At 68.9% G+C, this 24,380-nt stretch carries 18 protein-coding genes; 11 read left to right on the forward strand and 7 right to left on the reverse strand.

What is annotated here, in order from left to right; translation table 11 throughout:
- Positions 1–185 precede the first annotated feature (185 nt).
- The 4 genes from QZM72_RS17815 to QZM72_RS17830 are packed head-to-tail and all read right to left on the reverse strand — an operon-like array spanning position 186 to position 4,549.
- Positions 186–959: a hypothetical protein gene (locus QZM72_RS17815; protein ID WP_089467165.1), complete on the reverse strand. Its 774-nt coding sequence runs from the start codon at positions 957–959 to the stop codon at positions 186–188.
- Between the two features lie 13 nt (positions 960–972).
- Positions 973–1,986, reverse strand: coding sequence for a YaiO family outer membrane beta-barrel protein (locus QZM72_RS17820; protein WP_089467166.1), 1,014 nt, complete (start codon positions 1,984–1,986; stop codon positions 973–975).
- A 10-nt stretch (positions 1,987–1,996) separates the two neighbouring features.
- Complete coding sequence (locus tag QZM72_RS17825) at positions 1,997–2,992, reverse strand: polymer-forming cytoskeletal protein (protein WP_089467167.1); 996 nt, start codon at positions 2,990–2,992, stop codon at positions 1,997–1,999.
- Between the two features lie 3 nt (positions 2,993–2,995).
- Entirely contained in the window at positions 2,996–4,549 is a 1,554-nt protein-coding gene (locus QZM72_RS17830) for a glycosyltransferase family 2 protein (RefSeq protein WP_301738797.1), read from the reverse strand.
- Positions 4,550–5,721: 1,172 nt separating this feature from the next.
- Here QZM72_RS17830 and wecB point away from each other — a divergent pair.
- The 5 genes from wecB to QZM72_RS17855 all read left to right on the forward strand — a co-directional run bounded on the left by wecB (position 5,722) and on the right by QZM72_RS17855 (position 13,306).
- Positions 5,722–6,939 carry a non-hydrolyzing UDP-N-acetylglucosamine 2-epimerase gene (wecB, locus tag QZM72_RS17835; RefSeq protein ID WP_089467169.1) on the forward strand — a complete coding sequence of 406 codons (1,218 nt, stop codon included), beginning with the start codon at positions 5,722–5,724 and terminating at the stop codon, positions 6,937–6,939.
- 452 nt (positions 6,940–7,391) lie between these two features.
- Positions 7,392–7,853, forward strand: coding sequence for a (2Fe-2S)-binding protein (locus QZM72_RS17840; protein ID WP_089467170.1), 462 nt, complete (start codon positions 7,392–7,394; stop codon positions 7,851–7,853).
- Complete coding sequence (locus QZM72_RS17845; RefSeq protein WP_301738798.1) at positions 7,850–10,174, forward strand: xanthine dehydrogenase family protein molybdopterin-binding subunit; 2,325 nt, start codon at positions 7,850–7,852, stop codon at positions 10,172–10,174. The genes QZM72_RS17840 and QZM72_RS17845 overlap by 4 nt, the downstream gene beginning before the upstream one ends.
- A gap of 179 nt (positions 10,175–10,353) precedes the next feature.
- Positions 10,354–12,183 carry an acyl-CoA dehydrogenase gene (locus QZM72_RS17850; RefSeq protein WP_301738799.1) on the forward strand — a complete coding sequence of 610 codons (1,830 nt, stop codon included), beginning with the start codon at positions 10,354–10,356 and terminating at the stop codon, positions 12,181–12,183.
- Between the two features lie 142 nt (positions 12,184–12,325).
- Positions 12,326–13,306, forward strand: coding sequence for an NADPH:quinone oxidoreductase family protein (locus QZM72_RS17855; protein ID WP_301738801.1), 981 nt, complete (start codon positions 12,326–12,328; stop codon positions 13,304–13,306).
- Positions 13,307–13,465: 159 nt separating this feature from the next.
- Here the strand turns inward: QZM72_RS17855 and QZM72_RS17860 are convergent, their stop codons facing one another.
- The gene (locus QZM72_RS17860; RefSeq protein ID WP_301738802.1) at positions 13,466–14,032 is read right to left on the reverse strand and encodes a PadR family transcriptional regulator; all 567 of its coding nucleotides are present in this window, start codon (positions 14,030–14,032) and stop codon (positions 13,466–13,468) included.
- A 153-nt stretch (positions 14,033–14,185) separates the two neighbouring features.
- On the opposite strand from QZM72_RS17860, the gene QZM72_RS17865 reads away from it, so the two are divergent.
- The 6 genes from QZM72_RS17865 to QZM72_RS17890 all read left to right on the forward strand — a co-directional run bounded on the left by QZM72_RS17865 (position 14,186) and on the right by QZM72_RS17890 (position 22,055).
- Entirely contained in the window at positions 14,186–16,210 is a 2,025-nt protein-coding gene (locus QZM72_RS17865; RefSeq protein WP_301738803.1) for an FAD-dependent oxidoreductase, read from the forward strand.
- Positions 16,211–16,256: 46 nt separating this feature from the next.
- Positions 16,257–16,697 (forward strand): nuclear transport factor 2 family protein, encoded by a 441-nt coding sequence (locus tag QZM72_RS17870; protein ID WP_301738804.1) that lies wholly within the window; start codon positions 16,257–16,259, stop codon positions 16,695–16,697.
- A 444-nt stretch (positions 16,698–17,141) separates the two neighbouring features.
- Positions 17,142–19,232 carry a TonB-dependent siderophore receptor gene (locus QZM72_RS17875; RefSeq protein WP_301738914.1) on the forward strand — a complete coding sequence of 697 codons (2,091 nt, stop codon included), beginning with the start codon at positions 17,142–17,144 and terminating at the stop codon, positions 19,230–19,232.
- 11 nt (positions 19,233–19,243) lie between these two features.
- Positions 19,244–20,029 carry an ABC transporter ATP-binding protein gene (locus tag QZM72_RS17880; protein ID WP_089467177.1) on the forward strand — a complete coding sequence of 262 codons (786 nt, stop codon included), beginning with the start codon at positions 19,244–19,246 and terminating at the stop codon, positions 20,027–20,029.
- Positions 20,026–21,018 carry an ABC transporter substrate-binding protein gene (locus tag QZM72_RS17885; protein ID WP_301738805.1) on the forward strand — a complete coding sequence of 331 codons (993 nt, stop codon included), beginning with the start codon at positions 20,026–20,028 and terminating at the stop codon, positions 21,016–21,018. Before QZM72_RS17880 ends, QZM72_RS17885 begins: the two co-directional genes overlap by 4 nt.
- Complete coding sequence (locus tag QZM72_RS17890; RefSeq protein WP_089467179.1) at positions 21,015–22,055, forward strand: iron ABC transporter permease; 1,041 nt, start codon at positions 21,015–21,017, stop codon at positions 22,053–22,055. Before QZM72_RS17885 ends, QZM72_RS17890 begins: the two co-directional genes overlap by 4 nt.
- Before the next feature lie 46 nt (positions 22,056–22,101).
- On the opposite strand, the gene QZM72_RS17895 is transcribed toward QZM72_RS17890, so the two are convergent.
- On the reverse strand, positions 22,102–23,493 hold the full coding sequence (locus QZM72_RS17895) for an ATP-binding protein (protein WP_301738806.1): 1,392 nt from the start codon (positions 23,491–23,493) through the stop codon (positions 22,102–22,104).
- Positions 23,494–24,219 carry a response regulator gene (locus QZM72_RS17900; RefSeq protein WP_301738807.1) on the reverse strand — a complete coding sequence of 242 codons (726 nt, stop codon included), beginning with the start codon at positions 24,217–24,219 and terminating at the stop codon, positions 23,494–23,496.
- Between the last annotated feature and the right edge of the window lie 161 nt (positions 24,220–24,380).

Raw genomic sequence — 24,380 nt, forward strand, 5'->3', positions numbered from 1 at the left:
AATGCGCCGGTGCGCCGCGCTGCCTTCGCCCGTGAGAGGACTCGATGCGACGCATTGAAAGAAGCGAACAACGTGCCATTGGCGCAGGAGGCCCGGTCCTGCTGGCTTCTTGCGATGCGGGTTGCGCGGCACGGTCGCAAACCCGGCGGATTCGTTTCATCGCTGATACGGCGCGTTCGGTCGCGCTATCGGCAGACGGAATCGCGATCGCGCGTCAGTGCGCCGGGCCAGCTCGCGCAGTAGGTATAGAGCGTGACCAGCAGGCCGATCAGCAGCGGCCCGCCGAGCAGGAAATAGCAGAACGGCAAGAACAGCAGCGAGCCGTGATGGACGATCGTCGCGTGCAGCAGCATCACGAATGGCAGCGCGAACACGAAGTAGCCGAGCACCAGCAGCGACGCGCAGGCTTTTTGCAGCAACGAGAAATCGAGCGGGTAGTACAGCGCGGCCATGACCAGCGGGATCAGTGCGATCGCCGCGCCGTGCAGCACGAACATGTCGCGCAGATGCAGTTGCGGGACGTACGGGAACGTGCCGGGCGCGAGCCAGAAGTACGCGCAGATCAGCAGTTGGGTGAAGCTCGCGATACGTAACAGATATGCAACGGGCAACCAGCGCGCGCGCCGGATGAACGATGCGGCGAAGCCGATCATGCAGAGCGCGGCGGTGGCGGCCAGCAGCGTGTCGCCCGGCATGCGGGCCGCGACGTCGATCGACAGCAGCGGCACGCGCGGTGCGTCGGCCGGATAAGCGATCACGATCACGTGAAGCGCCGGATCGATCTGGCGCGCGCCCCACGCCATCACCGCGCGCCAGTAGCGCCACGCCAGCGGCAATCCGAACCAGAGCGATGCGTACAGTACGGGCGTCACCAGCGCGATCGACGACAGCCAGCGCTGCGGGTACGCGTGGGTGCGCAGCGAACGGTCGACGGGAGGACGGACGGGATGCGTGTGCATGGCGCCGGCCCGCTTACCAGCGATAGAAGACGCTGAACTCGCCGCCGATTCGTGAGTAGTACGGGTTGTGGTAGTACGCGAATTCAAGTTGCGTCCCCCACTTGCGCGTGACCCAGTAGCGCCATTTCGCGGTGATCTCGTGGCTGCGGAAATCCGCGATCTGCGAGCCTGAGCCGGTGACCTGATACGCCTCGCGGCCGACGCCGCCGCGCAGCACGATCACGCTCTTGCCGACCTCGCCGTAGGTGACGGCGCCGTAGTAGGCGGGCGCCTTCACGGATCCCGGCGAATCGACCGTATAGTTCGCGCCCGCCTCGAAAATCCACTTCGGCAATGCGTACCAGATCACGCCGGCGTGATAGAGCTGGTCGCGGTGGCCGCTGCGGTTCCACGCGTAGCCGGCGCCGAGCGACACGACCAGCGAACGGTCGGGCAATAGCTTGCGGTTGATCGACGCGTCGACGCGCGCACTCGGCAGGATCGTGCCCGACGTGGTGCCGGAAAAGCCGATCCCGCCGAACCAGTCGGGGCCGAAGTTCTGCACGTAGGTCAGCGCGCCGAGCTGCGTGTTCTCGCCGAAGCGGTGCAGTTGCGCCAGTTCGCCGAGCACGGTGCGGTTGCCATCCTGGTAGACGCCGCGCAGGTGCACGCCGTACCAGTCGCCGTAGCCGTGCGTCAGATGTGCGCTGGAATAGCCGAGCGACAGTTCGGTGTGCGATTCTTGCGGCGCCTGCACATGGGTGACGACTGCATCGGGCAGCGGCGGCCGGTTCGTATCCTCGGGCGTGAACTCGGCGAGCGGCACGCCGTCCGGCAGGCCTTCGGCGTCCACGCGCACGAACATCGATTCGTCGCGCATCCGTGGCGTGATGACGGTCGTAGGCGGCGGCGGCTGCACGGCGGGCGCGGCGGCGGCATCGTCCGGCTGCTCCGCCAGTGCCGCGGGCGCGCCGAAGGCGACGCCGCACAGCATCGCGAGGGTGGCAACCGGCACGTGCGGGCCGCGATGGCTGGGGCGATCGGACATGAGGCGCTCCTTAACGGGATGTATGGAACCAGCCGCTGCGCCACGCGACGAGATCGCCATGCACGCAGGCATGATTGACGATCGATACGTCGCGCGCGCACGCGCTGACCGGATGACCGGCGACGCCGATGCGCGCGCCCGTCAGTCGCAGCAGGCCGCCGGCCGACACGACGCCGTCGATGCAGCTCGCGTGGGCGAGCAGCACGTCGTCGCGCGCGAATACCGCGCCGTGCAGCAACGCGTGACGTTCGAGTTCGACGCGATGCGCCTTGACGCTGCCGCGCAGCACGCAGCCTTCGCCGAGGACGAGCGTCCCTTCGACGATCAGGTTGCCTTGCACGACCGTGTGCGCGGGCAGGCGAACGTCGCATGGCAGCAGGTAACGGCCGTGCAGGAAGCGATGCGGCAGCGACGCGAAGTGGCGAGCGAGCGTGATCGCGCGGCGCGGGGCGGCCGGTGTGTCCGCGGGCCGCGGGCCGGGCGCCGCGCCGAAGACGAGCGGCTCGCCATACAGGCACGTGAAGCCGCCGGCGCCGCGCAGGCGCACCGTGTCGCCGACCACGACGCCGCGCAGCACCGCGTCGTCGACGTCGATCAGCGGCGCATGCGCGAGCGTGCCGATCGTCGCGCCGGCGCGAATGTCGATGCGCTGGTCGGCGAACGCGTACGCGGCCCGCGCGCCGTCGTCGAGCGTGATCGAACGATCGGCGTAGAGCACGTCGTCGCGATGCGCGTCGCGGGCGACGTCGATCGCATCCGCATGCTGGACGGCCAGCCCGAGCGCTTGCCACGGCGGCGCGGCGGATGCATCCGCCGGCGGCGTGCCGGCCACGTGCGCGCGCAGCGCGTCGTGCCAGCGTGCGGCGAGCAGCGCCTGGTCGACGAACGGCCCGTCGCCGATCGGCAGCGCCGCGACGTCGCTGCGCCGGATCAGTTCATGCAGCATCGGCAGGAACGGCAGGGTGAGCACGCCGGCCACCGGCACCATTACGTTGAAGGTCGTCATCGTTCATCGCTCCGGTTTCAACTGCCGGCGAAAACGCTCGGTCTTGTCCCATTTCAGTTCGCGGCGGAACGCGGCGTCGAGCGCGAGCCCCCACAGCGCGGAGACGACCGCCGCGATCGTCACGCAAAAGCCGACGACGTTGACCGGCACGAGCCGCAGCCGCGTCGCGCGGCCGTCGAGCCGCGCGGCGACGACGATCTCGAAGAACACGCCGAAGTTGCCGAAGGTGCTGAACGAGAACAGCGCGAACAGCGACAGCAGCAGGCCGAGGGCGGTCGAGTTGACGCCGTTGAACAGGTAGAGCGCGAGCGCCGCGCTCCACGCGATCGCGAGCAGCGCGGGCATCGTGAACACGCCGAGCAGCAGCGCGCCGTCGAGCCGGCAGCGTCGCGAGATCAGCGGGTTGCGCAGCACCGGAACCAGATAGCGCAGCATCGTCTGGTTATGGCCCTTCGCCCAGCGCGTCAGTTGACGCGCGCGGACGGCCCAGCGCTCGGGCACTTCCTCGTAACATTCGGCGTGGTTCAGATAGACCGTGCGCCAGTCGCTCAACAGCAGGCGGTAGGTCATGTCGGTATCTTCGGCGAGCGTGTCGTCGCGCCAGCCGCCCACGGCATCGAGCGCGCTCTTGCGGATGCCGCCGACCGTGCCGCCGTATTGCGGCACCAGGTTGAGATTGTTGCGGGCTTGCTGGTTGACCTGGTAGCCGCCCGCGCGCTCGAGATCGAGCAGCCGCGCGAGCAGGTTGCTGTCGGCGTTCTGCGGCACGACGCGGCCCATCACCGCGCCGATTTCCGGGTCGAAGAACGGCGCGACGAGCTCCTTCAGCAGCCCGGGGCGCGGCAGGTAGTCGGCGTCGAATACCACCATGATGTCGCCGCGGATGAAGCGCAGCGCGTCCTTCAGCGCGGCTGCCTTGCCCGGCTTGCCGGTCTCGCGGTGAAACGGCTGGATCAGCTCGGGCGCGCGTGCGCGGACTTCGTCGATCAATGCGCGCGTATTGTCGGTCGAGCGGTCGTTGACCGGAATGATCGTCAGCCGGTCGCGCGGGTAGGTCGTCGCCAGCAGCGCCATCAGGCAATCGACGATGACGGTTTCCTCGTTGTGGGCGGCGACGAAGACCGTGAGCCGCGGCCAATCGCCGTGGGTCATCGTCCGGTAGGGCGCGTGCTGCGGCTTGAACAGGCGGTCGAGGCTGAATACGTAATGCCGTGCGGCATACGCGCACGTCAGCAACGTGAACAGCCACAGGTACGCTACGCACGGTATCAGCAGCAGTTCGGGATCGAACGCGATGTCCGGCGTGGCGGCGGGCGGCGGCTCGAGCGACGCGTCCGTATCGGGCGAGGCCGGCGCGACGAGCGAGGGCGTCACGCGGTCGAGCGCGGTGCGCTCCATCGCGATCACGGTGGTTGCGACCGTTGCGGCGGGCACGCCGAACCGGACCGGTTCGGCGATCGCCTGCGAGGTGGTGTCGCGCACGATCAGCGAGCAGGCAAGCACGATCAGCAGCAGGATGCCTTGCTCGCAAAGTGACGCCGCCCGCGTTTTCTTCATGTCCCGATCCCCGTGCCCGCAACGACGACCGATGAGAGCTGAAGGCGCTCCGTGGATCGCGCGGACGTCAATGGGAAGCGAGGGCGCGTTCGTCGCACGGGGCGGTTTCGGCTTGCCCCGGACGGATGCGTCGCGTCGTCTCCCGGCTGCGTTGCTTTGGCGTCCCAGTCTGTCTGCTGCGATGCGAGTGCTTCGGGACGCACCTGTCCGACATCAAGCAAGGCGTGAGCCATCTGCCGCGATGCCGCGCGCAGCAAGGGGCCGCGCGCGGGAAACGAATACGGCATGCGCTGCGCCGGCCTGTTTTGATTCACTGACGAATCAGCATGCGCGCGTGGCATCCGACCCCGCACGGTCGGTCGAGCATCGAGCGCGGCGCCCCGGCCGTCCAACCGGCTGATACCACCTTCCCGGGTGCGGCTTGCGATGCCGGTCCGTCGCATGTCGTTCGGCGTGCGCGTGTCGGCCGGGCGGTCGCGACGCGCTGCTTTCACATGAGACGAATGGACCGGACTCCGATGTATTTGCCGGTTTCCGGTCTGCGTTACACATTCGCAACATTTCCCGCTCCACGATTCGTGTGATGCAAGGCGGTGTCGGGCGTCGACGAAATCCTGCGCGCGCGACGGCGGTCGACGCTCGCGTGCGGGCCGCGCACTGCACAGACGAAAGTGGCGAAGCGAGGCGACGCAACGCGTGTCGAAAGGTCGACGCGATCCGCTGCGTCACGGCCGCGCGACATGCATGCGCGATTCGTCGGACGGCGTCGTCAGACGGATCGCGCGCGCGTCCGGGCGTTTATCGTTGTCGCGTCGATCCGGCGATGCGGGTGTCCGTAGCAGTTGTGAAACATTCCTTCACGCACCGTCCGCGGGCAAGGGTCGCGGAGCGAAGCGGGCCGCGACGCGAGCCGGCTGGTTTGAATATTGCTGGTGTGGGAGGACGTAACGCTCGACACAGCGAGGAACGACTCATGACGTGATTGATCCAGTGCAACGGGATGCCCGTAGTACGACGATTCGTGCGGCCGGGACCGCGCGGACGAAGCGGTGCGCTCGCCCCGCCACACCGCCGCATGTCGATCGCGTGCGAGTACGGGATGCGCCGCCCGAATACATGTTTCGCGCCGCGTGCGGGATCGCCGGGCGCGAAGCGGCTAAACGAGGATAACGATGAAGAAGATCTTGCTTGTGTTCGGGACTCGGCCGGAGGCCATCAAGATGGCGCCGCTGGTGCGTGCGCTGAAGGCGCAGACGGATGTCGACGCCCGGGTGTGCGTGACCGCGCAGCATCGGGAAATGCTCGACCAGGTGCTGACGCTGTTCGACATCAAGCCCGACTACGATCTCAACCTGATGCGGCAAGGCCAGACGCTGACCGACGTGACGACCGGCATTCTTCAGGCGATCGGCATCGTCTTCGACGATTTTCGGCCGGACGTCGTGCTGGTGCACGGCGATACGACGACCACGCTCGCGGTGAGCCTGGCCGCGTTCTATCGCTATCTGCCGGTCGGTCACGTGGAGGCCGGCCTGCGCAGCGGCGACATCTGGTCGCCGTGGCCGGAGGAGCTGAATCGCCGCGTGACCGACGCGGTGTCGTCGTGGCATTTCGCACCGACCGGGCAGGCCCGCGACAACCTGCTGAGCGAGGGCGTGCCGGGCGGGGCGGTCTCGCTGACCGGCAACACCGTGATCGATGCATTGCACGAGGTCAAGCGCATGCTGGATCGCACCGCCTCGCTGTCGGACAAGATCGCCGCATACTTCCCGTTTCTCGAGCCGTCGCGGCGTGTCGTGCTGATCACCGGCCATCGCCGCGAAAGTTTCGGCGAACCGTTCCGGCACTTCTGCGACGCGCTGTGCACGCTGGCGAACCGCTATCGCGATGCGCAGTTCGTCTATCCGCTGCACCTGAACCCGAACGTGCAGGAGCCGGCGCGCGCGCGGCTCGGCGGTGTGCCCAACATCTACCTGATCGAGCCGCAGGAATACCTGTCGTTCGTATTCCTGATGTCGCGCGCGCATTTCATCATCACGGATTCGGGCGGCATTCAGGAGGAAGGGCCGGCGCTCGGCAAGCCGGTGCTCGTCACGCGCGAGACGACCGAGCGGCCCGAAGCGATTCAGGCCGGCACCGCGCGGCTCGTCGGCACCGATCAGGACCGGATCGTGTGGGAGGCGTCGCGTCTGTTCGACAGCGAGAGCGCGTACGAGGAAATGTCGCGCGCGAGCAATCCGTACGGCGACGGCCATGCGAGCGAGCGGATCGTTCACGCGCTGATGCGTACGCCCGGCGTGCCCACGAAGACGACCAGCTTCTCGATGGGCGCCGTGGAGATGCCGTTCAACGCGCTCACGCTCGGGTTGCAGGCGCTGCGCTCGCCGTGAGGAAGATCGTGCCGTAGCGCGTTGCGGCGCGTCCGCCGTGGACATCAAGCATCCGGTCCGGCCGCGAGGTCGGCCGGATGTTTGCCTATGCGCGACCCGGAACGCACGCATCCGATGCACTCGAAAGCCCCTCCAATGACACGCCCGGTCCCCGGCCGTGCCTTGTCCCCCTTGCCTGAAACGCCCGAATCGCCGCGATCCGACGTCGAATCCGAAATGGTTCGATAATGCGGGCGGCGATCCATGCGGACGCGCGCCGGCCGGCGCGAAGGGGAAAGGTTGCGCAGGCAACCGGCCGGCGGCATCGTTCGCAGCATCCGCCCGACCGTGCCTGCACGCGGCACGGTCGACGAAACGGCGCCACGCCTGCCTGATCGTTCGGAATGTGCGCCGCGCCGTTCGAAACCCCACTCGTTGCCCGCCCGGCGGGCATCGCAACCAGGAGGTGAACGATGATCACGCTGACCGTCAACGGTAGCGAGCAGCACTTCGACGGCAATCCCGACATGCCGTTGCTCTGGTATCTGCGCGATGTGCTCGGCCACACCGGCACCAAGTTCGGCTGCGGGATGGCGCTATGCGGTGCGTGCACCGTGCATCTCGACGGCGTCGCGATCCGCGCGTGTGTCACGCCGGTCGCGGCGGCGGCGTCCAGGCGCGTGACGACGATCGAGGGGCTGTCGACCGATCTCACGCACCCGTTGCAGCAGGCGTGGCAGGAACTGAACGTCGCGCAATGCGGCTACTGCCAGTCCGGGCAGATCATGCAGGCCGCGTCGCTGCTGAAGACGAATCCCCATCCGACCGACGCCGACATCGACGATGCGATGTCCGGCAACATCTGCCGCTGCGGCACCTATACGCGCATTCGCGCGGCGATCCGGCTGGCCGTGCGTCGCGGAGGTGACGCATGAGTGCGCCCGAACTCTCCGTCCACAACGAAAGCCGCCGCGCGCTGCTGCTCGGCTTCGCCTCGGGCGGGCTACTGCTCGCGTTCGGCGTGCCGTCGCTCGCGCAGGCGGCCGCGCCGGTGCAGCCGCCCGTCAGCGCGAATCCGCAATATGGCGGCGCGGGAATGCCGCACGGCTTGCGCGACGATCCGAACCTGTTCGTTGCGATCGCACCTGATGGCACCGTCACGGTGACCTGCATCCGCTCCGAGATGGGCCAGGGCGTACGCACGAGCGTCGCGCTCGTGGTCGCCGACGAGCTGGGCGCGGACTGGTCGCGCGTGAAGGTCGCGCAAGCGGTCGGCGACGAGCCGCGCTACGGCAACCAGAACACCGACGGTTCGCGCAGCCTGCGCCAGAGCTTCGCCGCGCTGCGCCGTGCGGGGGCCGCCGCGCGCACGATGCTCGCGCAGGCCGCGGCAGCGACGTGGGGCGTCGATGTGCGCCACGTGAAGGTGACGGTGCACGAGGTCGTCGACACGCAAAGCGGGCGCAAGCTCGGCTTCGGCGAACTGGCCGCGAAGGCAGCCGCGCTGTCGGTGCCCGATACGAAAAGCGTGGCGTTGAAGGCACCGGCAGAATTCCGCTACATCGGCAAGGGCAAGACGGCGCTGATCGACGGACGCGACATCGTCGGCGGCCGCGCGCGGTACGGAATCGATACGCGGCTCGACGGCATGCTGTATGCGGTCGTCGCGCGCCCGCCGGCCTACGGCGACACGGTCGCGTCGTTCGATGCATCGGCCGCCGAGAAGCTGCCGGGTGTCGTCAAGGTCGTGCAACTGGCGTCGACGCCGCTGCCGTCCGGCTTCCAGCCGCTCGGCGGCGTGGCCGTCATTGCGCGCGATACGTGGACGGCCATCCAGGCCCGCGCGCAATTGAAGGTCGACTGGAAGCGCGGCCCGCATGCGGGGTACGACTCGGCCGCGTATCGCAAGACGCTCGAAGCGGCCGCCGCGCAGCCGGGCGACGTGATCCGCAACGACGGCGATGCGCCGGCCGCACTCGCCGGCGCCGCGAAGCGCGTGCGCGCGACGTACTACGTTCCGCATCTGGCACACGCGACGATGGAGCCGCCCGCGGCGGTGGCGCGGGTGGCCGACGGCCGCTGCGAAGTGTGGACCTGCACGCAGGCGCCGCAGACCACGCGCGACGAGATCGCGAAGGCGCTCGGCGTGCCGACCGAGCGCGTGACGGTCAACGTGACGTTGCTCGGCGGCGGCTTCGGCCGCAAGTCGAAGCCCGATTACGTGGTGGAAGCCGCGCTGCTGTCGAAGGCGGCAGGCGTGCCCGTGAAGCTGACGTTCACGCGCGAGGACGACATCGCGCACGACTACTTCCACGCGGTGTCGCTCGAAGCGTTCGACGGCGGGATCGATGCGGCGGGGAAGGTCGTCGCGTGGCAGCATCGCACGGTCGCGCCGTCGATCCAGTCGACGTTCCGCGCCGGCGTCGTGCACGAGCAGCCGGGCGAGCTCGCGCAAGGTATCGCGGATCTGCCGTTCGCGATTCCGAACGTGCGGATCGAGAATCCGGCCGCGCAAGCGCACACGCGGATCGGCTGGTTCCGCTCGGTGTACAACATCCCGCATGCGTTCGGCATCCAGAGTTTCGTGTCGGAACTCGCGTATGCGGCCGGCCGCGATCCGAAGGATTTCCTGCTCGACCTGATCGGGCCCGCGCGGCGTTTCGAGCCGCACATCACGGTGAAAAACGTGAACTACGGCGAGGATCCCGCGCTGTATCCGGTCGATACGGGCCGGCTGCGGCGCGTGATCGAGACGGTCGCGCGCGAAGCCGGCTGGGGGCGCAAGCTGCCGAAGGGGCACGGGCTCGGGATCGCCGCGCATCGCAGCTTCGTGTCGTACACGGCGGCGGTGTGCGAGGTGCAGGTCGATGCGGACGGCAGGATCTCGGTGCCGCGCGTCGACATCGCGATCGACTGCGGGCCGCAGGTCAATCCGGAACGGGTGCGCTCGCAGCTCGAGGGCGCGGTCGTGATGGGGCTGGGCATCGCGCTGCATGGCGAGATCACGTTCAAGGACGGGCACCCCGAGCAGAGTAACTTCAACGGCTTCCAGGTGCTGCGGATGAACGAGGCGCCGCGCGAAATCCGCGTGCATCTCGTCGCGCCGGACGACTACGCGACGCCGCTCGGCGGCGTCGGCGAACCGGGCCTGCCGCCCGTCGCGCCAGCGCTGACCAACGCGATCTTCGCGGCGACCGGCACCCGCATCCGCAGCCTGCCGGTTGCCGATCAGCTCGCGAAACCGCAGGCGGGCTGACGCGACAGCCGTCCCGCGCCGGGCCGCATCGTGCGGCCCGGCCGACTTCCCGTATAGGTGGACTGACCGGCGTGCGCATCGTTGTTGTTTGCGAACGACCGTGCTAAATTCCTGCCAGCACTTGGAGCCACGCAACCCTTCATTAGGCCGACACGGCCGGCACCCCGGGAGGCAGCACGATGAGCCTGTTGATGTCGCGACGCGATCTTGCGTTCCTGCTGTATGACTGGCTCGACGCCGAAGCGCTCGTCGCGCTGCCGCGCTACGCGGAGCACAGTCGCGAAACCTTCGACGCGGTGCTCGACACCAGCGAGCGGATTGCGGAAGACCTGTTCGCACCGCACGCGGCGCGCGGCGATCGCGAGGAGCCGCGGTTCGACGGCGAGCGCGTGACGCTGATCCCGGAAGTCGAACCGGCCGTGCGCGCGTTCGCGGACGCCGGACTGATCGCCGCGGGGCACGACGAAGCGCTCGGCGGCATGCGCTTGCCGAAACTGGTCGAAGCCGCGTCGTTCCTGTTCTTCCAGGCCGCGAACATCGCGACGGCCGCGTATCCGTTCCTGACCGTCGCCAATGCGAACCTGCTCGTCGCGCACGGCAGCGCCGCGCAGATCGACGCGTTCGCTCGCCCGGAGCTCGAAGGGCGTTTCCTCGGCACGATGTGCCTGTCCGAACCGCAGGCCGGCTCGTCGCTGTCCGACATCGCGACGCGCGCCGATTTCGAATGCGATTCGCCGCTCGGCCCGCGCTACCGGCTGACCGGCAACAAGATGTGGATTTCCGGCGGCGAGCACGAACTGGCCGAGAACATCGTCCATCTCGTACTCGCCAAGATCCCCGACGAACACGGCCGGCTGCAGCCCGGCACGCGCGGCATCTCGCTGTTCATCGTGCCGAAGGTCCTGACGGGCACCGATGGCGGCGCGAGCGGCGAGCGCAACGACGTCGTGCTCGCCGGGCTGAACCACAAGATGGGTTATCGCGGCACGACCAACTGCCTGCTGAATTTCGGCGAAGGCACGCGGTATCGGCCGGAAGGGCGTGCGGGCGCGATCGGTTATCTGATCGGCAAACCGAATCATGGCCTGGCCTACATGTTCCACATGATGAACGAGGCGCGTATCGGGGTCGGTGCGGGCGCGGTGGCGCTCGGCTACACTGGCTATCTGCATGCGCTCGACTACGCGCGCAACCGTCCGCAAGGGCGCCCGCTCGGGCCGGCCGGCAAGGATGCGGCCGCGCCGCAGGCGCCGATCGTCGACCATCCAGACGTGCGGCGCATGCTGCTCACGCAGAAGGCGTATGTCGAGGGCGGCCTCGCGTTGATCCTGTATTGCGCGAAACGCGTCGACGAAGCGCGTGCGCACGACGATGCGGCGGTGCGCGCCGATGCTGCGCGGCTGCTCGATATCCTGACGCCGATCGCGAAAAGCTGGCCGTCGCAGTGGTGTCTTGCCGCGAACGATCTTGCGATCCAGGTGCACGGCGGCTACGGCTACACGCGCGACTACGCGGTCGAGCGTCTTTATCGCGACAATCGCCTGAATCCGATTCACGAAGGCACGCACGGCATCCAGGCGCTCGATCTGCTCGGCCGCAAGGTCGTGCAGGACGACGGCGCGTCGCTGCGCGCACTCGATGCGCGCGTTGGCGCGACCGTCGAACGCGCGCGAGCGCTGGATGCCGGCACGCGCGAGCACGCCGATGCGTTGGCGCGGCGTTGGGCGCGGCTGGGCGACGTCACGCATCGGTTGAGCGCGATCGGCGATCCGCGGACGCGGCTCGCGAACGCGAGCGTGTATCTCGAAGCGTTCGGCCATCTCGTCGTTGCCTGGCTGTGGCTCGACGTGACGCTCGCCGCGCACGGGCGCGACGGCGATTTCCACGACGGCAAGCGCGCGGCGGCCCGGTACTTTTTCCGCTGGGAACTGCCGAAGGTCGATGCGCAGCTCGACCTGCTGTCGAGCGTCGACACGACGACGCTCGACATGCGCGACGCGTGGTTCTGATCGTGCCGTCAACGACCTTCCGGAATACTGACGATGTGGCCGATGCCGTTGGGCATCGCATACGCGTCGTGATCCGGCCGTGCGGGGGGATCCCGCATACCGTACCGATGCCCGGCCACGCCGCGCAAGGAGAAAGAAGCGCATGAAAGCCCTGTTGTGTAACGCATTCGGCCCGATCGACCACTTGCGCATCGAGGACGTCGCGATTCCCGAACCGGCTGCCGGGCAAGTCCGGATCCAGGTGAAGGCGGCGTCGCTGAACTTCCCCGACGCATTGATCGTCCAGGGGCTGTATCAGGTGAAACCGGTGCTGCCGTTTTCGCCGGGCGCCGAGTTCGCCGGCGTGATCGACGCGGTCGGCGAGGGCGTCACTGCATGGCGGCCCGGCGATTCGGTGATGGCGTTTACCGGCCATGGCGGGTTCGCCGAGCAGTGCGTGGCCGACGCGTACCAGCTCGCCGCGCTGCCGCCGGGCATGACGTTCGAGCAGGGCGCGGCGCTCGTGCTCGCCTACGGCACGTCGCTGCACGCGTTGCAGCAGCGTGCGCGCCTGCAGGCGGGCGAGACGTTGCTGGTGCTGGGCGCGGCCGGCGGCGTCGGGATCGCCGCGATCGAGATCGCGAAAGCGCTCGGCGCGCGCGTGATCGCGGCGGCGTCGAGCGCGGACAAGCTCGCGCTGTGCCGCGAAGCGGGCGCCGACGAGACGATCGACTATGCGACCGAAGACCTGCGCCGCCGCGTCGACGAACTGACCTGCGGGCGCGGCGCCGACGTCGTCTACGATCCGGTCGGCGGCGCATACAGCGAGGCGGCGCTGCGTGCGACCGCGTGGCGCGGCCGGTTCCTCGTGGTCGGCTTCGCGGCCGGCGAGATTCCGAAGCTCGCGCTAAACCTCGCGCTGCTGAAGGAGCGCGACATACTCGGTGTGTTCTGGGGCGATGCGGTGCGTCGCGATCCGGCGCAACATGCAGCGAACATGCGGCTGCTCGCCGAATGGTTCGCGGCCGGCAAGGTGCGGCCCGCGATCACCGAACGCGTGCCGCTGGACGGCGCGGCCGACGCGATCGCGCGTATGGCGAACCGGCAGGTGAAAGGCAAGGTGGTGATTTTTCCGGACGCGTGATCCGGGTTCGCCGCGCGGCGCTGCAACGCAGGCCGCGCGGCCTGGGCTTCATGAAAGCGGGCGCGGTGCGATCTGGTGTGAAGGCGTCGCGCCCGGTTAGTCTGGCGCACTATGTCGCGCGGCGCTGAAGCGAACGCCGCCCGCCATTCGTCAGCCGCTTCAATCCTTGGGCAAACGCAGCGTGTCGAGTGCGTGCTGCGAAAACTCGACCCAGAACCGTTCGTTGGCGATACCGGCCTGCAGCACCAGATGCTGCAGGCGCTTCGTGCGTGAATCGTCAGCGGTCGGATCGCCGGCCGCCGGATCGCCGGCCGCCAAAAAATCACGCGCCTCGATCTGCAGATACAAATCCAGCTTTTCCTGATGCAGCGCGATGCGCCGCCGGATCTCGCCCTCGAGACCGGCCGGCCCGAGCACGGCTTCCGCGCGCAGGCGCACCATCAATGCCTCGCGCAGCGGCGTCGGATCTTCCGGTTCGGCGATCCAGCGGCGCAGTTCCTTCTTGCCGGCCGGCAGGATCCGGTACGCACGCTTGCGGCCGCGACCGGATTCGGCGGGCAGCGATTCGATCCAGCCCATCTCTTCGAGACGCCCGAGTTCGCGATAGATCTGCTGGTGCGTCGCCTGCCAGAAATAGCCGATCGAGCGATCGAAACGGTCGGCGAGCTCGGACCCCGAACCGGGGCGTTCGGCGAGGGCGGTAAGAAGCGCGTGAGGCAGGGACATGTCGGATCGAAGGAGGCTGCGCAATGAACCGCATCTTGCCATATCGGGGCCGCGGCACAAGCGACAGAGGACCGTTTATGCAACATGTTGCATAAACGGAATCGACGCGCTACCATTCGTGCAACTTGTTGCATAAAAGATGGAGACGCCCCGATGACCTCCCGTTATCCGCATTTGACGACCCCGCTCGAACTCGGCTTCACGTCGCTCAGGAATCGCGTGTTGATGGGGTCGATGCACGTCGGCCTCGAGGAAGCGCCGAACGGCTTCGAGCGGATGGCCGCGTTCTATGCGGAGCGCGCGCGGGGCGAGGCAGGCCTGATCGTCACGGGCGGATTCGCGCCGAACGAGCGCGGCCGTCCGGCGCCGGGCGGCGCGATGCTGACGACCGAAGCGGAAGCCGAACGCCATCGTGTCGTGACGCGTGCGGTGCACGCGGAGGGCGGCAGGATCGCATTGCAGATCCTGCATTTCGGGCGCTACGCGTATCACCCGGCGCTCGCCGCGCCCAGCGCGCTGAAGGCGCCGATCAACCGGTTCACGCCGCACGCATTGACGAGCGACGAGGTCGACGAGACGATCGCCGATTTCGTGCGATGTGCGGCGCTCGCGCAGCATGCGGGCTACGACGGCGTCGAGATCATGGGGTCCGAGGGTTACCTGATCAACGAATTCATCGCCGCGCGCACGAACCATCGCGACGATGCGTGGGGCGGCGCGTACGAGAATCGCATTCGTTTCGCGGTCGAGATCGTGCGGCGCGTGCGCGAGCGTGTCGGCGCGAACTTCATCGTCGTCTACCGGCTGTCGATGCTCGATCTCGTCGAAGGCGGCTCGACGCTCGACGAGGTGATCCGGCTCGCGCAGGCGATCGAAGCGGCCGGCGCGACGATCCTCAATACCGGCATCGGCTGGCACGAGGCGCGCATTCCGACCATCGCGACCAAGGTGCCGCGCGCCGCGTATGCGTGGGTGACGCGGCAATTGATGGGCAAGGTCCGCATCCCGCTCGTCGCGACCAACCGGATCAACACGCCGGAAGTCGCCGAGCAACTGCTCGCCGACGGCTATTGCGACATGGTGTCGATGGCGCGGCCGTTCCTCGCCGATGCCGAGTTCGTCCGCAAGGCGCGGGAAGGGCGCGCGGACGAAATCAACACGTGCATCGGCTGCAACCAGGCATGCCTCGACCATACGTTCAGCGGCCGGATCACGTCGTGTCTCGTGAATCCGCGTGCGTGTCATGAAACCGAGCTCGTGATCCAGCCCGCGCCGCGGCGCAAGCGGATCGCGGTGGTCGGCGCGGGGCCGGCGGGCCTCGGCTTCGCGGTCACGGCGGCCGAACGCGGTCACGCGGTCACGCTGTACGAAGCCGGCGCCGAGATCGGCGGCCAGTTCAATATCGCGAAGAAGGTGCCCGGCAAGGAAGAGTTCAACGAGACGCTGCGCTATTTCCGCCGGCAGATCGAACTGCGCGGCATCGCGCTGCACGTCAATACGCGTGCGACCGCCGAGATGCTGTTGCAGGGTGCATTCGACGAAGTGGTGATCGCGACGGGCATCGTGCCGCGCACGCCGCCGATCGACGGCATCGGGCATCCGAAGGCGCTCGGCTATCTCGACGTGCTGCGCGACGACAAGGCCGTCGGTCGCCACGTCGCGATCGTCGGCGCGGGCGGGATCGGCTTCGACGTCGCCGAGTATCTCGTTCATCGCGACGGCGGCGAGCAGGTCGATGCGGACCGGTTCTTCAGCGTATGGGGCGTCGACCGGTCGTATGCGAATGCGGGCGGCCTGGGCGAAGCGCGGCCCGAACCGGCGGCACGGCACGTGCATCTGCTGCAGCGCAAGGCGTCGAAAGTCGGCGACGGGCTCGGCAAGACCACCGGATGGATTCACCGCACGGCGCTGAAGGCGCGCGGCGTCGGGATGTCGTCGTCGGTCACGTACCGGCGCATCGACGACGACGGCTTCCACGTGACGATCGACGGCGTCGAGCAGACGCTGCCGGTGGACAACGTGGTGATCTGCGCGGGGCAGGAGCCGTCGCGCGAGCTGGCGGAGCAACTGCAGGCCGCCGGATGCCGCGTGTATCTGATCGGCGGCGCGGACGAGGCTGCCGAACTCGATGCGAAGCGCGCGATTCACCAGGGCACGACGCTGGCCGCGACCCTTTGATACCGATTCGTTTCCATTCGATCCAACAACGTTACTGGAGACTGCGATGACGCACTCACCGCTGAAGGTTCATCCCGCCGTCGCGAAATCGCTCGACGCATGGCATGCGATGGTCGAACGCAAGGATTTCGGCGCGCTGGAATCGATCGTCCATCCGGACGCCGTGTTCCGTTCGCCGATGGCGTTCAAGCCGTACGGGCCGGCGCCGGCGCTGCTGATGGCGCTGCGCACGGTGATCACCCTCCTCGAGAATTTCACGTATCACCGCCAGTTCGCGGCCGACGACGGCAAGAGCGTCGTGCTGGAATTCGGCGCGACCATCAGCGACAAGGCGCTGAAGGGGATCGACATGATCCGCTTCGACGACGACGGGAAGATCGTCGAGTTCGAGGTGATGATCCGGCCGTTCAATGCGCTGCAGGCGCTCGGCGCGGAAATGGGCGCGCGGCTCGGGCAGCAGTTGCCGGCGTTCAAGACCGGCGGTTGAGCGGGGTGGCGGCTGGCGTGCAACCGGCTTGCGGCCGCGTGCCAGGCCTGGCGCGTGAGGTCGTGCGCGGCTTCGACGAGGCGCGGCAAGCGCGCACGATGCAGGCGCTCATGAGTTCACGCGTTCATGGCACGCAACGAGCCGCAGCCGACAATCCGTGGGAGCAGTCGAGTTGCCCGCACTAGACGCGCGGAGCAGCTACTCGAGCTGTCGAAATCCCGACGGATCAAGTTGATATATTGTATCATCTGACGTTTTCGTCGCCGGCCGGCCGGGTGCCCGGGCCGCTCGCGTGCGACGACATCCAACGAAGATCGATACGACGTGACGAGAATCGGACACACCCCGGCGCGCGGGGAGCGGCGCCATGCGGCGCGGCGCCGGAACGCGAGCGCCTGGCGCACGCGCGCGGCACGCGGTTGCACGACCCTGGTCGGCTGCGCGATCGCCACCACCGGCGCGCTGGCTGCCGAAGCCGCCGCATCGTCGCCGGACGACCGGCACGCGCTGCCGGCGATCAACGTCACTGCTTCGTCCGCCCAGGCCGACCCGCTGACGCAACCGCTCGAAACGGGCTCGCGGCTCGGGCTCGCGAGCCTCGACACGCCCGCGAGCGTCGAAGCGGTCACGGCCGACACGATCGACGCACGCGGCGATCGCACGGTGCTCGATGCGGTCACGCGCACCGCCGGCTTCGCGAGCGCGATCGCGCCGGGCACCGGCGGCACCGCGTTGAGCGTGCGCGGCTTCAGCGGGCAGGAATCGGTGATGACGCTGCTCGACGGCGTGCGGCTGATGCCCGCGGCCGGCACGAGCACGTTTCCGTTCGACACGTGGTCGGTCGAGCGCATCGAGGTGCTGCGCGGCCCGGCGTCGGTGCTGTACGGAGAAGGAGCGATCGGCGGGGTCGTGAACGTGGTGCCGAAACGGCCGCAGCGCACGCGCGAGACGGCGCTGCAGGCCGGCGTCGGCCCCGACGGCGCGAAGCGCTTCGCGTTCGATACGACGGGCGCGCTCGGCCCGCGGCTGTCGTACCGCTTCTATGCGAGCGATGCGCGCGCGAACGGTCTCGCCGAGCGGACCGATACGCATACGACGGCCATCGGCGGCGCGCTGACGTTCGACGTGAGCCCGCAACTCACGCTGACGCTCGACTACGACTACGGCCGCCAGATGCCCGCGACGTACTATGGCGTGCCCGCGCCGAACGGCGTGCTCGATTCGTCGCTGCGCAAGCTGAACTACACGGTTGGCGATGCGACGATTTCGTACTACGACCAGTGGACGCGCCTGTCGGCGCGCTACCGGCCCGCGCCGGGCGTGACGATCGACAATCAGCTTTACTACCTGACGTCGAACCGCCACTGGCGCAACGCGGAATCGTATGCGCTCGATGCGGCGACGGGGCTCGTCACGCGCGGCGACTATCTCGACATCGGCCACCATCAGCGGCAGATCGGCGACCGGCTGAGCGCGCGCATCGACGGGATGCTGTTCGGTCGCGCGAACCGTTTCGTCATCGGCACGGAATTCAGCCAGATCACGTTCAGCGGCATCAACAATTCGCCGTACGGCGGTGAAACGACCGTACCGGCGCACGGCTTCGATCCCGGTGTCTTCACGAGCCCCGACCCGACCGTGCCGCAGTTCAGCACGCGTGCGCGGCAGGCGGCGGTATTCGCGGAGAACCGGCTCGACGTGCTGCCGCGGCTCGCGTGGGTGAGCGGCCTGCGCTACGACCACATCGCGTTCAGCCGCGAGCAGGCGGCGAGCGGCGCGGGCTTCGACAAGCGGTTCGCGAACGTCGGCTGGCGCACCGGTTTCGTGTTCGAGATCGCGCCGACGTTCAGCGCGTATGCGCAGTACACGACGGGCGCGGAGGGCGTCGGCTCGCTCGTGACGCTGTCCGCGTCGCAGGCGGGCTACCGGCTCGCGACCGGTGAACAGTGGGAAGCCGGGCTCAAGCAGACGCTGCTCGACGGTCGTGCTTACTGGACGTTCGCGGTGTACGACATCGTGAAGCGCAACCTGCTCAGCACCGATCCGTTCAATCCGGCGCTGCGCCGGCAGGTCGGCCGGCAATCGTCGCGCGGCGTCGAGCTGACCGGCGGCGCGCGGCTGCCGCACGGCTGGACGATCGATGCGAACGTCGCGCTGCTGCGCGCCCGCTACGACGCGTTCAACCAGACGGCCGGCGGTGCGACGGTGTCGCGGGACGGCAACGTGCCGTCCGGCGTGCCGCAGCAGACCGCGAACCTGTGGTTCGGCTGGGCGTTCGCTGAGCGCTGGCACGCGAATGCGGGTGTGCGTTACGTCGGCGCGACCTACGGCGACGACGCGAATCGCGTGCGGGTGCCGTCGTATACGGTGTTCGATGCGTCGCTGCGCTGGCAGCCGACGTCGCGCACCGAGCTCGCGATGTATCTGCGCAATCTCGCGAACCGCACGTACGCGGTGACGACGTCGAACGGCGGCGAGCAATGGCTGCTCGGCCCGTCGCGCTCGGCGGAGCTCGTCGCGACGATGCGCTTCTAGGGCGATACGGCATGCGTCCCGTCACCCACATGCTCGACATCGAACGCGTGAGCTGGTCTCCCGGTGGCGCGATCACCGTGCTCGATTCGGTGACGTTGAGCGTGGCGGAGGGCGAGTTCGTCGGGCTGGTCGGCCCGAACGGCAGCGGCAAGACGAGCCTGCTGCGCTGCGTGTTCCGCTACGCGCGCCCCGACGCGGGCCGCGTCGCGCTCGATGCGCAGGACGTGTGGCGCATGCGGCCGCGTGCGGTCGCGCAGCGCATCGCGGTGCTGCAGCAGGAGACGCCGGACGATTTCGGGCTGACGGTCGACGAACTGGTCGGCATGGGCCGCACGCCGCACAAGCGGCCGTTCGATGCGGAGTCGGCCGACGATCGCCGGATCGTCGACTCCGCACTGCACGATGTCGGCCTCGTCGAGCGCCGCGCACAGCGCTTCGCGTCGCTGTCGGGCGGCGAGAAGCAGCGCGCGCTGCTGGCGCGCGCGCTCGCGCAGCAGCCCGAACTGCTGTTGCTCGACGAACCGACCAACCATCTCGACCTGCGTCACCAACTCGAACTGCTCGCGCGCGTGCGCCGCCTCGGCATCGCGACGCTCGCGACGATTCACGACCTCAATCTCGCGGCCGCGTATTGCGACCGCCTCCATGTGCTCGCGCACGGCCGCGTCGTCGCGTCCGGCGTGCCGGACGACGTGCTGACCGAAGCGCTGCTGCGCGACGTGTTCGGCGTCGCCGCGCTCGTCGATCGCCATCCCGTCACGCGCCGCCCGCGCATCACGCCGCTTCATCCGGAATGACCGCCATGCCGTTTCCTGTCCTGTCCTCCGTCTCCCGCCGTCTGGTCGCCGCTGCCGTGCTCGGCGGCGCGGCCGTTCACGCGCTCGCCTATCCGGTCACCGTGCGCAGTTGCGATCGCGACGTGACGTTCGAGCGCGCGCCGACGCGCGCGGTGAGCAACGACGTGAACCTCACCGAGATGATGCTCGCGCTCGGCCTGAAGGATCGCCTCGTCGGCTATACGGGCATCGGCGGCTGGAAGACGGGCACCGCACGCGTGCGCGACGCGTTGCGCGGCGTGCCCGAACTGGCGAGCCAGTATCCGTCGCTGGAAGTGCTGGCCGCCGCGCGCGCCGACTTCTATCTCGCGGGCTGGAACTACGGGATGCGTGTCGGCGGGCCGGTGACGCCCGCGACGCTCGCGCCGTTCGGCATCCGCACGTACGAACTGACCGAATCGTGCTCGCACGTGATGAAGCAGTCGGCCGCGTCGTTCGACGACGTGTTCCGCGACCTGACCAATCTCGGCCGGATCTTCGGCGTCGATGCGCGCGCCGCGCAGGTCGTCGCCGGGATGCGCGCGCGTCTCGCGGCGGTGTCGCGCGCGATCGGGCGTCCGGCGCCGCTGCGCGTGTTCGTGTACGACAGCGGCACCGACAAGCCGATGACCGCCGGCGGGCTCGCGATGCCGACCGCGTTGCTCGCGGCGGCGGGCGCGCGCAACGTGATGGACGACCTGCCGCGCAGCTGGACGCAGGTGAGCTGGGAAAGCGTGGTCGCGCGCGATCCGCAGGTGATCGTGATCGTCGACTATTCGGCGGTGACGGCCGCGCAGAAGCAGCAGTTCCTGTCGAGCCAGCCGGCGCTCGCGCGCGTGGCCGCGATCCGCGACCGGCGCTTCGTCGTGATTCCGTACGATGCGGCGACGCCGGGCCCCGAGAACGTCGCGGCCGTCGAGACGCTCGCCCGCGCGCTATATCCGGCCGCATTTGCGGCGGCGGCACGATGAGCGTGCGCGGGCAGGCGGCGCGGCCCGGCATGCGCGTGGTGCTGCCGGGGCTGGCCGTGCTGCTGATCGTGTCGATCGTCGTGTCGGCTGCGTTCGGCCCCGCGCCGATCGCGATGCCGGCCGCGGTGCGGATCGTCGCCGCGCACGTCGCGTCGGCGTTCGGCGGCGCCGACGCGTTCGCGGCCGCCGCGGGCGACGACAGCATCGTGTGGCTGATCCGGATGCCGCGCGCGCTGCTGGCCGCGATCGTCGGCGCGACGCTAGCGGCGGTCGGCGTCGCGTTGCAGGCGGCGACCGCGAACCGCCTGGCCGATCCGCACCTGCTCGGCGTGAGCGCGGGCGCGATGCTCGGCGCGATCGCGGTCACCGTGGTGGCCGGCGCCGCGTTCGGCCCGTTCACGCTGTCGGCCGCCGCATTCGCGGGCGCGCTTGCGGCTACCGCATGCGTGGTCGCGCTCGCTTACCGGAGCGGCCGGCTCGAATCGGACCGGCTGCTGCTCGCGGGCGTGTCGGTGTCGTTCATGATGGCCGCGTTCGGCAACCTGCTGCTGTATCTCGGCGACCAGCGCGCCGCGTCGTCGGTGCTGTTCTGGATGCTCGGCGGCGTCGGGCTCGCGCGCTGGGATCTGCTGCCGGTGCCGGCCGTATGCGCGGTGCTTGCCGGCTGCGCGCTCTATGCGCGCCGGCGCGAACTGAATGCGCTGATGTCGGGCGACGTCGCCGCCGCGTCGCTCGGCGTGCCGAGCGCGAGGATGCGGCGCGAGGTGTTCGTCGTCGCGTCGTTCGCGACGGGCGCGATGGTCGCGGTCAGCGGCGCGATCGGCTTCGTCGGGCTCGTGACGCCGCATCTGTGCCGTCGCATGGTCGGCGCCGAGCACGGCCGGCTGCTGCCGGTCGCCGCGCTGGCGGGGGCGATCCTGCTCGTGTGGGCCGATGTCGCCGCGCGCACGCTCGCGGCGCCGGAGGATCTGCCGATCGGCATCGTGACCGCACTGTTCGGCAGCCTGTTCTTCGTCGCGCTGCTGCGCCGGCGCTGAGCGAAGGCACGCTCGGGCGAGGGCGGGCCGGGACGCGCCGCCCGTCTCATCGAAGCGGAACGACCGTACCCGTCCCCGTGCCGCTGAGGCGGCGCGCATCGGCATGTGGGGTCGCCGCGTCCTGCGCGACGTCGAAGCGCTTGTCCAGCAGCGCGCGCACCGGCAGCGTGATCACGAAGCGCGCGCCGCCGAGCGGCGAATCCTCGAGCCGCACGGCGCCGCCGTGCACCTGCGCGACGCGCCGCACGATCGCGAGCCCGAGCCCGAAGCCGCCGGTCTGCCGGTCGCGGCTCGAATCCAGCCGCTGGAACGGCTCGAACACGCGGGCGCGCTCGGCGGCCGGAATGCCGGGGCCGTCGTCGTCGACCATCAGCACGAGCGCGCCGGACCGGTCGCGGGCGGCGGCCAGCACGACCTTGCGCGACGCATAGCGCGCGCCGTTGCGGATCAGGTTCAGCAGCGCGCGGGCGACGAGCTTCGGATCGCACACGTGGGTCGCGGGCGCGTCGAGCGTCGACACGTCGAGCGCGATGCCGCGATCGGCGATGTCGTCCGCGACGTTGCCGGCGACGCTGTCGATCAGCGTGTCGACGACGACCTCCATCGGCGCGAGCTCGCTCGCTCCCTGTTCGAGCCGGCCGATCGTCAGCAGCTCGGTAACGAGCTCGTCGAGTTCGCGCACGTCGCGCCGCAGCGCGTCGCGGCGTTCGCGCATCCGGCCCGTTTCGTCGGCGTCGGCGAGCAGCGCGAGCCCGAATTCGAGCCGGGCGAGCGGCGTTTTCAGTTCATGCGAGATGCCGTGCATCATTTCGCGCTGCTGCTTGATCGACGCCTCGATGCGCGCGGCCATGTCGTTGAACTGCTGCGACAACTCGTAGATGTTCGACTTGCCCGACACCTTCACGCGCGTCGACAGCATCCCGGCGCCGAACGCGCGCGCGGCGTCCTGCAGCCGGCGAATGTCGCGCCAGTGATAGTGAATCCACAGCACCACCGCGAACAGCGTCGCGAGCGCGAGCAGCATGTACGCATAGATGCGGATGTCGAGGTCCGGCGCCTCGATCGGGCGCGCATGCAGCACCGAGCCGTCCGCGAGCGGCATGTAGTAATCCTTGCCGTTGTAGCTGATCGCGATCCTGCCGGCATCGAGATCGCGCAGCGGCGCGCCGCTCAGTTGCGCGCGTGCGTCGGCCATCGACATGAAGCCGAACCCTTCGCGGCCGTGCAGCGCGAGTTCGCGCAATGCGAGCGCGCGCTGCGTGCCCGGATGGCGTTCGAGGTAGTCGTTCAGCACGAACGAATAGGTCGTCAGCGAGTCGCGTTGCGCCTGCGCGCCGCGCTCGTAGAAGATCCGGTCGAACGACAGCTGGATGAAGATGATCGACGCGCCGACGAACAGGATCACGACGAGGTACAACCGAAGCAGCGGGCGCAGCATTTATTCGTCCCACGCGGAAGGGCTGAACAGGTAGCCGCGACCCCAGATCGTCTTGATCTTGTGCGGCTCCGACGACGCATCCTCGAAGCGGCGGCGCAGCTTCGAGATGCCTGAGTCGACCGAGCGGTCGAGCCCGTCGAATTCGATCCCGCGCAACTGCTTCAGGATGTCGTCGCGGCTCAGCACGATGCCGGCCGCGCGCGCGAGGATCAGCAGCAGGTTGAATTCGGCGGTCTTCAGCTCGACCGGCTCGCCGCGCCACGTGACGGTGCGGTTCGGCGGCGAAATGGCGAGCTCGCCGAATACGAGCGCGTCGGGCGCGACCGCGGGTGCTTGCGCCGCGGCCGGCTGCGCGCGGCGCAACAGCGCGCGAGCACGTGCGACGAGCACGCGCGGCTCGATCGGCTTCGTCACGTAGTCGTCGGCGCCCGTCTCGAGGCCGGCGACCTGGTCGTATACGTCCGCCCGTGCGGTCAGGATCAGCACGGGGACGTTGGTGAACGCGCGGATGCGCCGGCAGACTTCCATGCCGTCGAGATTCGGCAGCATCAGGTCGAGTATCACGAGGGCCGGCTGGTGCTCGCGCACCGCGGCGACGGCGAGGTCGCCGCGCCGCACGACCGTCACCGCGAATTCATAGCCGTCGAGGTATTCGCGGACGAGCTGCGCGAGGCGATCATCGTCCTCGATCAGCAGCACGCGGTATTTGAGTGGAACTTCGTTCATGGTCTCCCCGGATGCACGCGCCATCTCGCACCCGGCAGACCGATGCGCGCGCGGCACGCGAATTCTATCCGGCGGATCGACCGCCGGGGCAGCGGGGCGACAATCGCGAACAATCGAACACAATTGCGCACACATTCGCCGCACATTCAGGACAGTCTCGG

Origin of the sequence: Burkholderia sp. AU45388 (assembly GCF_030481585.1) — a bacterium.
In the GTDB taxonomy this organism is placed as follows: domain Bacteria; phylum Pseudomonadota; class Gammaproteobacteria; order Burkholderiales; family Burkholderiaceae; genus Burkholderia; species Burkholderia sola.

Bases quoted from the DNA above. Each gene is read 5' to 3' on its own strand.
- QZM72_RS17840 (WP_089467170.1), top strand. From the start codon at position 7,392: ATGATCACGCTGACCGTCAACGGTAGCGAGCAGCACTTCGACGGCAAT.
- QZM72_RS17820 (WP_089467166.1), bottom strand. From the start codon at position 1,986: ATGTCCGATCGCCCCAGCCATCGCGGCCCGCACGTGCCGGTTGCCACC.
- QZM72_RS17815 (WP_089467165.1), bottom strand. From the start codon at position 959: ATGCACACGCATCCCGTCCGTCCTCCCGTCGACCGTTCGCTGCGCACC.
- QZM72_RS17870 (WP_301738804.1), top strand. From the start codon at position 16,257: ATGACGCACTCACCGCTGAAGGTTCATCCCGCCGTCGCGAAATCGCTC.
- QZM72_RS17880 (WP_089467177.1), top strand. From the start codon at position 19,244: ATGCGTCCCGTCACCCACATGCTCGACATCGAACGCGTGAGCTGGTCT.
- QZM72_RS17895 (WP_301738806.1), bottom strand. From the start codon at position 23,493: ATGCTGCGCCCGCTGCTTCGGTTGTACCTCGTCGTGATCCTGTTCGTC.
- QZM72_RS17830 (WP_301738797.1), bottom strand. From the start codon at position 4,549: ATGAAGAAAACGCGGGCGGCGTCACTTTGCGAGCAAGGCATCCTGCTG.
- wecB (WP_089467169.1), top strand. From the start codon at position 5,722: ATGAAGAAGATCTTGCTTGTGTTCGGGACTCGGCCGGAGGCCATCAAG.
- QZM72_RS17855 (WP_301738801.1), top strand. From the start codon at position 12,326: ATGAAAGCCCTGTTGTGTAACGCATTCGGCCCGATCGACCACTTGCGC.
- QZM72_RS17860 (WP_301738802.1), bottom strand. From the start codon at position 14,032: ATGTCCCTGCCTCACGCGCTTCTTACCGCCCTCGCCGAACGCCCCGGT.
- QZM72_RS17885 (WP_301738805.1), top strand. From the start codon at position 20,026: ATGACCGCCATGCCGTTTCCTGTCCTGTCCTCCGTCTCCCGCCGTCTG.
- QZM72_RS17890 (WP_089467179.1), top strand. From the start codon at position 21,015: ATGAGCGTGCGCGGGCAGGCGGCGCGGCCCGGCATGCGCGTGGTGCTG.
- QZM72_RS17900 (WP_301738807.1), bottom strand. From the start codon at position 24,219: ATGAACGAAGTTCCACTCAAATACCGCGTGCTGCTGATCGAGGACGAT.
- QZM72_RS17825 (WP_089467167.1), bottom strand. From the start codon at position 2,992: ATGACGACCTTCAACGTAATGGTGCCGGTGGCCGGCGTGCTCACCCTG.
- QZM72_RS17845 (WP_301738798.1), top strand. From the start codon at position 7,850: ATGAGTGCGCCCGAACTCTCCGTCCACAACGAAAGCCGCCGCGCGCTG.
- QZM72_RS17850 (WP_301738799.1), top strand. From the start codon at position 10,354: ATGAGCCTGTTGATGTCGCGACGCGATCTTGCGTTCCTGCTGTATGAC.
- QZM72_RS17865 (WP_301738803.1), top strand. From the start codon at position 14,186: ATGACCTCCCGTTATCCGCATTTGACGACCCCGCTCGAACTCGGCTTC.